The sequence below is a fragment of the Hymenobacter psychrophilus genome (assembly GCF_900107135.1).
Classification (GTDB): Bacteria; Bacteroidota; Bacteroidia; order Cytophagales; family Hymenobacteraceae; genus Hymenobacter; species Hymenobacter psychrophilus.
Map to the genome: position 1 here is coordinate 1 of NZ_FNOV01000013.1, position 11081 is coordinate 11081.

The window sequence follows — 11081 nt, forward strand, 5'->3', positions numbered from 1 at the left end:
GGGTGCAGCAGGTCACGGGCCAAAAAGTGCAGGTGGCCTATGTCGACCAGGGCTACACGGGCGAAAACGCCGCGTATGCTGCCGCCGTGCACGATATTGACTTACAGGTTATTGCCAAGCCCGAAGGCCAAACCGGCTTTGTGCTGCTGCCCCGCCGCTGGGTCGTCGAACGCAGCTTCGGCTGGGCCGCCCGCTTCCGACGCTTGGCTCGTGACTACGAACGCCTGGCCCTGACCATGCAGCAATTTCACTTCCTGGCCTTTGTCACGCTCCTGCTGGCAAAAGGCGTTTTCCGGGCCACCAGTCCATAACAGGCTCTAAAGCCCGGCGAAAAGCTGAACTCGGAGCGTTGGAACATGCCCAGTCCGGCCGGGTTCACGAGTACCGAGCCGTAGTCGCCGCCCACGGCGGCGGTGGCCCCGCCCAGGCCCAGGGTGCGGGCCGTACCCACCGGCTGCGACTGGGAAAAGCGCAGGGCATCTGCCTGATATTGGGCAAAGGCGTGGCTGGCCGTACCCATCAGGGCAACGGCAAGCCCGTATTTCAGGGTTTTCATAAGAAGAAGGAAAGGAGTAGCCCAACGCGGCCCGACCCTAAGCCGGACCGCTTCTTACAGGCAGATAAATAAAGAAAGCCGATAGCCTAACCAGCAGCAGTTTAGCGTACCCGTCCGCGGCCACCGCTATTTCCACCCGAGGAACCGCTGTTGCCCGGCGAGGAGGACGAAGGAGAAGACGAGCGGCTTGGCTCCGAGTAGGAGCGCGAAGGCTGGGAAGGCTGCGAGTATGACTGCGCAGGCTCGGAGTAGGAGCGGGTAGGCTCCGAGTACGAGCGGCGTTCGGTAGTGCGCTGCCGCTGGGGTTGGGCCGTGCCCGAGTTGCTGTTGTTGTCGCCGCTGTAGTAGGTTGCGCGACGGCCGCGCCCCGACTGGGGCTGGTCGGCGGCCGGACGGTCTACCATGCGCCCGCTGGAGGCTGGCGCGCCGTTGTTGGCCGCCGAGTTGTCGAGTACGCGCCAGCGGCGGGTGTCGTCGGCTGGCTGGCTGGCCGTAGCGGCGCCGGGCATCGATTGAGTATCGCGGAAACGGCTGGTGCGGGAGCCGGATTCGGTTGCGCTGGCTGGCTGACCGCTGGCCGAGCTGCTGCCGTTGCCAGCGGTTACGTCGCGTACCCGGCCACGGCCGTTGTACTGGCCGGCGGGCGTATTAACGCTGCCATTGCCAGGCGTAACAAAACGGCCTTCCTGTACTACCCGGCTGCGGCCGGGGCTGGCCGCGCTGGCCGAACCATTCGGTACATCGGCCAGGCCGGCACCGTTGCCGGTGCGCGAACGACGCGGCCCGTAGGTTACGTTACGAGCCGGGCGGTCGGCACCCACTCCGTAGTAGCCATTGTTGCCGTAATAACCGCCGTTGTTATAATACCCGTTGCCGTAATATCCACCTCCGTAAAGGCCACCGCCCCATCCCCCGAAGCCATTATAGGCCCATGGATTACCCCAACCGCCAAAACGGTTGAAGCCCCAGGGGTTGCCCCAGCCGAAACCGATATTGATGGTCAGCCCACCGTAGCCGTAGTGAGGCCGGTAGAAGGGGTCGTAGAAACCGTAGGGGGAATAGCCGAAGGGCGAATAGGGGGAGTAGCCGATAATGGGCGCGCCATAGCCATAGAAGAACGGATCGGCATAGGGGAAGCTATAGTAGCCCAGGCTGCCGCCGCGGTAGTTGTTGCGGTAGTTATTGCGCTGCGGCGAGGAGGCGTAATAGTCATCGTCATAATACTCGCTTTCGCCGCCGCGGGCACTGCTGCCGTTGTAGTCGGGGTTAACTACGTCGCCGGGGTCGCCAACCGGGGCCGACTGGGCAACCGGCATTGCCGTTACCTTATCGGCGGCCGAGTAGTACATGCCGTCGTTTTCGGTGGTCGCTAAGTTAGACGTGGTGGCGCACCCTCCCAGCGTCAGCAGGGCCAGGGCGGGTAAGAAGGAGGGAAGGTGCTTTTTCATGATACTTGCGCGTAAAGTTTGGATCAGGCGGGTGGAGGAAAGAGGAGGGCCAGAGGCTAACGGACCGCCAAAGCCCAATTCCTCCGGATATTATAACGTAATTTCGCCCCGAAACGGTGCCATTTTCCTAGGACAAATCTTGTACCAGAAAACGGAACTTTTTCATCCTTTTCTTCAAGATACTCCGATTATGAGCAAAAGTTTGCCCAAGCGTAGCGAAGATTATTCGCTCTGGTACAACGAACTAGTGAAGCGGGCCGGCCTGGCCGAGAATTCGGCCGTACGCGGTTGCATGGTCATCAAGCCCTACGGCTACGCCATCTGGGAGAAGATGCAGCGCACGCTCGACGACATGTTCAAGCGTACCGGCCATGAAAACGCCTATTTCCCGCTTTTCGTGCCCAAAAGCCTGTTCGAGGCCGAGGAGAAAAACGCCGAGGGCTTCGCCAAAGAGTGCGCCGTGGTAACCCACTACCGCCTCCAGAACGACCCCGACCGGCCCGGCAAGCTGCGCGTCGACCCCAATGCCAAACTCGAAGAGGAGCTCATTGTTCGCCCCACCTCCGAGGCCATCATCTGGAGCACCTACAAAGGCTGGATTCAAAGCTACCGCGACCTGCCGCTACTCATCAACCAATGGGCCAACGTGGTGCGCTGGGAGATGCGCACCCGGCTGTTTCTGCGCACCGCCGAGTTTCTGTGGCAGGAAGGCCACACGGCCCACGCCACCGAGGGCGAAGCCGTAGCCGAAACCCGCCAGATGCTGGATGTGTACGCCCAGTTCGCCGAAGAGTGGATGGCGCTGCCCGTTGTAAAGGGTGTGAAAACGGAGAACGAGCGGTTTGCCGGCGCCGTGGATACCTATTGTATTGAGGGGCTGATGCAGGACGGCAAGGCCCTGCAGGCCGGTACCTCGCACTTCCTGGGCCAGAACTTCGCCAAGGCCTTCGACGTGCAGTTCCAGACCAAGGAAGGCGGCCTGGAGTACGTGTGGGGTACGAGCTGGGGCGTGAGCACCCGCCTGATGGGGGCGCTGGTTATGGCCCACTCCGACGACGAGGGTCTGGTGCTGCCGCCCAAGCTGGCCCCGATTCAGGTGGTGATTGTGCCCATTTACAAAACCGGCCAGCTCGAGGAGGTAATGGAGCGTATCCGGCCCATGCAGATGGGCCTGATTGCGCGCGGCATCTCGGTAAAAGTGGACGACCGCGACACCGAGCGGCCGGGCTTTAAGTTTGCTGAGTGGGAGCTGAAAGGTGTGCCCGTGCGCCTGGCCGTGGGCCTGCGCGACCTGGAGGCCGGCACCGTGGAGGTGGCCCGGCGCGACACCAAGGAGAAAATGACCCTGCCGTTGGCCGACATTGTCAACAGCGTCGACTCGCTGCTGGCTGACATTCAGCAGAACATTTACCAGCGGGCCCTGCGCTTTCGCGAAACCCACACCACCCGCGTCGAGAGCTACGAGGAGTTCAAACAGGTGCTCGATACCACGGCCGGCTTCGTGCTGGCCCACTACGATGGCACCTCCGAAACGGAGGAGCGCATCAAGGAGGAAACCAAAGCCACCATCCGCTGCCTGGCCCTCAACGAGCCCGACGAGGACGGCGTCTGCATGCTAACCGGCAAGCCTTCGGTGCGCCGGGCGTATTTTGCCCGGGCCTACTAGACCACGGATCAGCCCAGATTTTACCAGATTTCACGAATAATTGAACAAGGACAGGCCCGCCAATCGGCGGGCCTGTCCTTGTTTTTGGTTAGGCAGGATTCAGAAGCTTGGCTTCTCGTTTTCAACGCTCACCTGTACTCAACCGCAATAACCTCCACTTCCTCCTGCTTTGGGCCCAGCTGCAACGCTACGCGCTGGCCGAGCTTGGCGCCTTGCACGGCGCGGGCAATAGGGGCAACGAAGGCAATTTTTCCCTCGGCCACATTGGCCTCATCCACGCCTACTATGGTGAATTGGCGCTCGGGCGCTTTACCAGTGGTGGAGCGCAACGTTACGCGGGCACCAAAACGGACTTCGCCAGCGGGCTGGGTGGCGGGGTCGACAAGCTTGGCGCTGGCCAGGCGGTCGTTGAGGGCGGCAAGCTGGCCGTTAAGCAGTGTCAGGCGGCGGGTGCGGTCGGCGTCGTTGTCGTGGTTGGCCTCGGCTGCGGTGCGGGCCGCTTCGAGCTCCGTCAGTTCCTGGCGCAGCTGCTCCAGGCCCGTAGGTGTCACGTAATTGGCCGAGCCCGGCGGCAGGGCCGGCCGGGGCGGAATGATGGGGGCTTCGAGAGAATCGTCTTCCTTGGTAAATGCGCGGCTCATACCCGGTTTAACGCGGCGCTGCGGTGGGGGTTGCCAATATAGATGCGGCAGTTACTGTGGGGTTTCTGCGTATCTTTTCCCCACTAAACTACTCTGCCTGTTTATGGATTGGCTAACAATTGCGCTACTTCTGTTTTTCGGCCTCGCCTTTTTGGTTGTCGAAGTCATCCTCATCCCTGGCACTACGGTAGTGGGGCTGGTGGGCTTCGCGCTGCTGGCAGTAGGCATCTGGTTCAGCTACCGCGACTTCGGCAGCACCACCGGCCATATCCTGCTCTCGGCCTCGGCGGTGTTCGTGGGCGTGATGGTATATGTTGGGCTGCGACCCCGCAACCTCGATAAAGTAGCCCTCACGCAACAAAACCACGGGCATGTGCTCGATGTGCGCCAGGCCGATGTGGCCCCCGGCGCGGTGGGTCGCACGCTGTCGGCCCTGCGCCCCGCCGGCACGGCCCTCTTCGCCGACGACCGCCGGGAGGTAACCACCCGCGGCGAGTTCGTGGCCGCCGGCTCCGAAGTACTGGTCGTCGGTATCGAGCACAACCGCATCGTCGTTCAGCAGGTCGCCTGATTTTTAGGGCTTAGAAACCTTCACCTTTCTTCTACGCCCTAACACCCGATTCCACCAACTCCCTATTCCTTATGAATGAATTTCCCCTCATTCCGCTCATTGTGGGCGGCATCATCCTGCTGGTGTTCCTGTACTTCTTTCCGGTCAGCCTCTGGATTACGGCGCTGTTTTCGGGCGTGCGGGTGAGCCTTTTGCAACTCGCGTTCATGCGGGTGCGCAAGGTGCCACCATCCCTGATCGTCAACTCGATGATTACCTCCACTAAGGCCGGCCTGGCCCTTACGGCCAACGACCTGGAGACGCACTACCTGGCCGGCGGCAACGTGCCCAGCGTCATCAAGGCCCTCATTTCGGCCGACAAGGCGAATATTCCGCTGACTTTCAAGCAGGCCACCGCCATCGACCTGGCCGGCCGCGACGTGTTTGCGGCCGTGACGACCAGCGTAAATCCCAAGGTAATTAACACGCCCAATGTGGCTGCCGTGGCGCAGGATGGCATTCAGCTCATCGCCAAGGCCCGCGTAACGGTGCGCGCCAACATTGCCCAGCTTGTGGGTGGGGCCGGCGAGGAAACCATTCTGGCCCGCGTGGGGGAGGGTATTGTGACCAGCATCGGCTCCTCCCGCTCGCATAAGGAAGTGCTCGAAAACCCCGACAAAATTTCCAAGCTTGTGCTCAGCAAGGGCCTCGACGCGGGTACGGCCTTCGAAATCCTGTCTATCGATATTGCCGATATCGACATAGGGGAGAACATCGGCGCCAAGCTGCAAATTGACCAGGCTACGGCCGACCTCAAAGTTGCCGAAGCCAAGGCCGAGGAGCGCCGTGCCATGGCCGTAGCCGTGGAGCAGGAAAACCGCGCTAAAACCCAGGAGGCCAAGGCCCGCGTAGTAGATGCTGAAGCCGAAATACCCAAGGCTATGGCCGAAGCGTTTCGCTCGGGCAACCTGGGCATCATGGACTACTACAAGATGCGTAACATTCAGTCGGACACCGATATGCGCGACTCCATTGCCAACCCTGGCAATAGTGGCAACAGCGGTAAATCCAGCCGCGACGAAACCCGGCTGAGCTAGGCTGATTTTAAGCTGTTAGCTGAGAGCTAACAGCTTTTCCGGTCAATATGCTGATGAAGAAAGGACCTTACTCAGCCTGAACAAATCGTTCGGGTTTGGTAAGGTCCTTTCACGTTACGCCACAAGGTTAATGGGCGGTCAGGCTAACAGCTATAAGCTCTCAGCTAACAGCTCAAAACAGAATCACTTCTTCGTAATCCGGAACTCGACGCGGCGGTTGAGTTTGCGGGTGTCTTCCTGGTCGTTGCTGGCTACGGGCTTGCTGCCACCAAAACCTTCGGTGCTGATGCGGCTGCCATTGATGCCTTTCTGGCCCAGGTACTTTTTCACCTCATTCACCCGGTCGAGGCTCAGCTTTACGTTCAGCTGCGGGTCGCCCTGGTTGTCGGTGTGGCCTTCGAGCCGGATTTCAATCTGTGGGTATTCCTTCAGAATAGCCACCAGGCGCAGCAACTCGGGGTAGGAGTTTTCGCGCAGGTAGTACTTGCTCTGGGTGAAGAAGATGTTGTTGAGCTTGATGGTCTGGCCCACGGCGAAGGGCACCAGAAACAGGTCTTGATTTACCTCCGAGTACTTCTGGCGGTCGGTTACGTCGAGGTTGTCCGACTCGGCCAGATAGTCCTTGGCCTCGGCACGGTAGCCGTACTGGGTGCCCGAGGGCAGCACGATGGTGTAAGAGCCGTCGATGGGGCTGGTTTCGGCTACCCCTATTTCTTCGCCCGTAAGCAGGTTTTCGTAGCGAATGGTGGCCGCTACCGGCTTCTTGGAACTGGCATCGAGCACCCGGCCCCGCACCAGCGTCACTACTTCGGGCCGGAAGGTGGGCTTGAGCGAGATGCGGAAAATGTCCTTCGAGCCCCCGGTGCCGTTGCGGGCTGATACCAGGTAGGCATCCTCACCGGCCGCCGACACCGTGTAGTAGGCATCGAAATCGGGCGAGTTGACGGTGGCGCCCAAGTTGCGGGGCTTAGTCCAGTTGGTCCAGGAGTCGTCGAGGCGTTTGGAGTAGAAAATGTCGCTCTTGCCGTAGCCGCCGCGGCCCTCTGAGGCAAAGTACAGTGTTTTGCCATCGGCAGCCAGGAAGGGCGCAAAATCGGCCTTTTTCGTGTTCACGCTGGGGCCCAGATTGCGCGGGCGGCTCCAGGTTTTGCCATCTTTGTTGAGGAAGCTCACGTACAAATCCTGCTCGCCCTGCCCGTCTTTGCGGTCCACGGCCATCAGCATCACCTTGCCCGAAGTGGCCAGGAAGAAGTCGACATTCTCGGCGTCGTCGTTGTAATAATCCTCAATCTCCACCTTCACAGGCGCACTCCAACCCGTGGCCGTGCGCCGGCTCAGGCTCGGGCCCTTGGGCACAATAGTACCATCGGGCTCGTACACGCCAATTACCAGCAACTGCTGGCCGTTGGCCGACACCGAGGCTACCCCGTTAGGGTCGCGAGGGGTGTTGATGGGGCTACCGATATTCTTAGCTGGGTTCCAGGCTTTCTTCTCGGCGTTGCCGAGGCTGCTCGACCACACATCCTGCGCGTCGCTGGCCCCACCGCTGTTCTGCGGGCTTTCCTGGCGGGCAAAAAACAGCGTTCGGCCATCGGGCGATATAACCGGATGAGTGTCAACGTACTTTGAGTTTACGTTGGGCCCCAGGTTCACCATGGCCGAGTCGAAGCTGATGGCGCTTTCTTCGTTTTTGAACTCCTTTTTTACCATGGTGTCTACCACGTCGGCCACCCCGATGGCATCAATCTGGTTGACACCGTTTACGGCCTTGGTGTTCATGGTAACCACCACGCCAATAGTGCGGTAGCTTGCTGCCGCAAAGGTGGCCTGCAGCGTACGGAACTGTTCCGGGATGGGGCCGGGTGTATCGTTCTTATACACCTCATGCTTGCCGCCGCGCGTGTCCACCAGCTCGATTTTGGTGATGGAACCGGGGTTGAAATTTTCTACCACCGATACCTGCCGGGCAATAACCGACTTGCTGAAGCGCACTTCTATCGACTCGCTGTTACCTGTTTTTTTCGGAATCCAGGCCTCGTTGCTGGCCTGGCCCAAGGGCGTGGCGTTGGGCTCACCCAGTACTTTTTCGGGCGAGAAGGCTTCTTTGCCCTCCGCTTTCTGCGAAGAAACCTCTACTACCTTCGCTGCCCATACTGCATGCTGAGCCTGGGCCAGTTCGCCACCTCCTATCAGCAAGCCTGCCAGAAGTAGTATTTTCTTACTGTTCATATTGCGTGCAAGTCAAATCGGAGCCGGCCCACGGAGTGCGGCCGCGGATAGCTGGCCATGAGCGGCTGGTTGAATTCAGGATTTTTACAAGACGCCAGAAGGCCACCGGAAGTTTCGTCCGGGTCCGTAAACGGGGCCAAAGATACTCCATCCTGACCCGCAAGCTGGGTCAGACCTCTAAAAATGCAAAACACAGGTCAATTTTACCGCTTTCCGTAGGTCAACACCTCTTTTATCCTGCTGTAGGCGTAGTTTGTCCAAGCCAGCAAAGGGGCCTGGTGCCGGGCCGCTCGGCCGCGGCGCCCGCCACGGCCAGCCAGTTGGGTTGCTGTCGGGGACGGCTTGCGCGCGGTAATAGCAGGCGGTTTTGAGTAACTTGCGGCCCTATTCATTGTTCCCACTTTCAATCAGTCTTACTCGCATGGAAGCGCAACTGCCCAACGAAATACCCTCCCTCGATCTGGCCGATTTCCGCTCCGGCAACCCCGAGCGCAAGGCCCGTTTTGTTCAACAGCTCGGCCAGGCCTACCAGAGCATCGGCTTTGTCGCCCTTAAAAACCACGGTCTCAGCAACGAGCAGACCGACAAGCTCTATTCCGACGTGAAAGCCTTCTTCTCGTTGCCCGACGACGTGAAGCAGCAGTACGAGAAGCCCGAGCTGGCCGGCCAGCGCGGCTACGTGAGCAAGGGCAAGGAGCACGCCAAAGGCCGCAACACCGGCGACCTGAAGGAGTTCTACCACGTGGGCCAGGAAGTCGACGACGCCTCTGACCCCATCGGGGCCGAGTACCCGGATAACATCTGGCCTTCTGAGGTGAATAGCTTCGCCGATACCTCGCTGCTGACCTACCGCACCCTGGAAGCCGCCGGCAAAGACGTGCTGCGCGCTATTGCCCTGTACCTGGAGCTGCCCGAGAACTACTTCGACGACAAGGTGCGCAACGGCAATTCCATCCTGCGCCCCATTCATTACTACCCCATCGAAAACCCCGATGAGGTGCCGGCCGATGCCGTGCGCGCCGCCGAGCACGGCGACATCAACCTGATTACGCTGCTCATGGGCGCCTCGGCCGACGGCCTGCAGGTGAAGCGCCGCGACGGCAAGTGGATTTCCATTACGGCTTTGCCCGACCAGATTGTGGTGAACGTGGGCGACATGCTCCAGCGCCTGACCAACGGCGTACTCACGAGCACCATTCACCGCGTAGTGAACCCGCCCCGCGAGAAGATGAACTCCTCGCGCTACAGCGTGCCTTTCTTTATGCACCCGCGCTCGGAAATGAGCCTGGCCGCCCTCGAAAGCTGCGTAACGGCCGAAAACCCCAAAAAAGAGGCCGACATCACGGCCGGCGAGTTCCTCAACGAGCGACTGATTGAGTTGGGCCTGAAGAAAAAGTAGGTTCAAAAATAGCCCGCCGTCAGTCATGCTGATGCAAGAAGGACCCATCCGGAAGCTGCTATCAGACAATAGCTTCCGGGTAGGTCCTTTTTGCGTTAGCAGGGGCGGCGGTGGGCTTTTTCCCGGCTATGTAGCAACCAATTTCTATCTTGGTCAGCCTTTACCATTGCCCCGCGCCCTTTTGCCTTGACTGCGCCCGCTCCCGACGATAGTACGCTGGCCCCGCCGACCGGCCGCCGCCCGCGGGTGAAACGGGGGCGCAACCTGTTGTTTCTGAAGGATGTGGCGGCCCTGGGCCTCACCGCTTTCGGCGGCCCGCAGGCCCACGTGGCCATGATGCTGCGCCTGCTCGTGGACAAGCGCCGCTACCTGACGGCGCCCGAGCTGCTGGAGCTGATGGCGCTGTGCCAGATTCTGCCCGGCCCGACCTCTACCCAAACCATTACGGCCATCGGCTACCGGCTCGGCGGCCCCAACCTGGCCTACCTCACGCTGCTGGTCTGGATGCTGCCGGCCGTGTGCATCATGACGGTGGCGGGCCTGTCGGTGAGCTATTTAGATAAGGACCTGGTGATGCGGCTGGTGCAGTACGTGCAGCCGGTGGCGGTGGGCTTCGTGGCGTACTCAGCCTATAAAATTGCCCAGAAAGTCATCCATACCAAAACGGCCGTGGCCCTGCTGGTGCTGGCAGCCCTGCTGGTGTACGCCGTGCAGGTGCCCTGGCTGATGCCGCTGCTGCTGCTGGCCGGCGGCCTGATTACCACCTTCCGCTACCGCAAAATGCCCCGCCAGGAAAAGCAGCCCCTGCAAATCGAGTGGGCCAACTTCGTGCTCTGGCTGGGCATTCTGATTGGGGCCGCCGTGCTGGGCCAGTACACCCAGCTGCTGCCGGTGCGCCTGTTCGAGAACTTCTACCGCAATGGCAGCCTGGTGTTTGGGGGCGGGCAGGTGCTGGCGCCGCTGCTCTACACCGAGTTCGTCGAGTTCAAGCATTACCTCACGTCGGAGGAGTTTCTGTCGGGCCTGGGGCTGGTGCAGGCGCTGCCGGGGCCCAATTTCTCGTTTGCCTCCTACATTGGGGCGCTGGCCATGCGCGGCGACGGCAGCGGCCTGAGCGGGCAGCTGCTGGGCGCCCTGGTGGGCACGGTGGGCATCTTCATGCCCGGCGCCCTGCTCATCTTCTTTCTGATCCGGTTCTGGGACCAGCTCAAGCGCTACCGGGTGGTGCAGGCCTCGCTGGAGGGCATCAACGCCGTGTCGGCGGGCTTCGTGTGGGCCGCCACCTTCCTGCTCTACCACCCCCTGCCCGATACGCCCGCCAACCTGGTGCTGGTGGGGGCCACGTTTCTGCTGCTGCTCTGGGACAAGGTGCCCTCCTATATCATTGTCGGCGTGGCCCTGGCGGCGGGGCTGGTCTTCTAGCGGCCCCGCTTGTGGTGCCGCAAAGCCCTGCTGCGCCATACGGGGGCCACTTGTACGGGCCGGCCAGCCGGAG

10 protein-coding genes are annotated in these 11081 nt (G+C 60.9%); 6 read left to right on the forward strand and 4 right to left on the reverse strand.

Annotated elements, in window-relative coordinates; all coding sequences use genetic code 11:
* Positions 1-311 (forward strand): transposase (locus BLW21_RS17480; RefSeq protein ID WP_175470827.1); only part of this gene is annotated, 311 nt, incomplete at its 5' end.
* Here the strand turns inward: BLW21_RS17480 and BLW21_RS21275 are convergent.
* Complete coding sequence (locus tag BLW21_RS21275) at positions 248-556, reverse strand: hypothetical protein (RefSeq protein ID WP_139255291.1); 309 nt, start codon at positions 554-556, stop codon at positions 248-250. The genes BLW21_RS17480 and BLW21_RS21275 overlap by 64 nt on opposite strands.
* Before the next feature lie 101 nt (positions 557-657).
* Entirely contained in the window at positions 658-2004 is a 1347-nt protein-coding gene (locus BLW21_RS17485; protein ID WP_092742678.1) for a hypothetical protein, read from the reverse strand.
* Between the two features lie 190 nt (positions 2005-2194).
* Here BLW21_RS17485 and proS point away from each other — a divergent pair, with 190 nt between their 5' ends.
* The gene (gene proS / locus BLW21_RS17490) at positions 2195-3670 is read left to right on the forward strand and encodes a proline--tRNA ligase (RefSeq protein WP_092742679.1); all 1476 of its coding nucleotides are present in this window, start codon (positions 2195-2197) and stop codon (positions 3668-3670) included.
* A gap of 128 nt (positions 3671-3798) precedes the next feature.
* Here the strand turns inward: proS and BLW21_RS17495 are convergent, their stop codons facing one another.
* On the reverse strand, positions 3799-4311 hold the full coding sequence (locus BLW21_RS17495; RefSeq protein ID WP_092742683.1) for a GreA/GreB family elongation factor: 513 nt from the start codon (positions 4309-4311) through the stop codon (positions 3799-3801).
* A 103-nt stretch (positions 4312-4414) separates the two neighbouring features.
* Between BLW21_RS17495 and BLW21_RS17500 the strand changes: the two genes are divergently transcribed.
* Both BLW21_RS17500 and floA read left to right on the forward strand, forming a co-directional pair.
* Positions 4415-4882 carry an NfeD family protein gene (locus BLW21_RS17500; RefSeq protein ID WP_175471030.1) on the forward strand — a complete coding sequence of 156 codons (468 nt, stop codon included), beginning with the start codon at positions 4415-4417 and terminating at the stop codon, positions 4880-4882.
* Positions 4883-4953: 71 nt separating this feature from the next.
* A complete protein-coding gene (gene floA / locus BLW21_RS17505; RefSeq protein ID WP_092742685.1) occupies positions 4954-5958 on the forward strand; it encodes a flotillin-like protein FloA in 1005 nt (334 codons plus the stop codon).
* A gap of 183 nt (positions 5959-6141) precedes the next feature.
* Here the strand turns inward: floA and BLW21_RS17510 are convergent, their stop codons facing one another.
* A complete protein-coding gene (locus tag BLW21_RS17510; protein ID WP_092742691.1) occupies positions 6142-8187 on the reverse strand; it encodes an OmpA family protein in 2046 nt (681 codons plus the stop codon).
* 421 nt (positions 8188-8608) lie between these two features.
* On the opposite strand from BLW21_RS17510, the gene BLW21_RS17515 reads away from it, so the two are divergent.
* A complete protein-coding gene (locus tag BLW21_RS17515; protein WP_092742694.1) occupies positions 8609-9586 on the forward strand; it encodes an isopenicillin N synthase family dioxygenase in 978 nt (325 codons plus the stop codon).
* A gap of 186 nt (positions 9587-9772) precedes the next feature.
* Complete coding sequence (chrA, locus tag BLW21_RS17520) at positions 9773-11008, forward strand: chromate efflux transporter (RefSeq protein WP_092742697.1); 1236 nt, start codon at positions 9773-9775, stop codon at positions 11006-11008.
* The last annotated feature ends 73 nt before the right edge of the window (positions 11009-11081 follow it).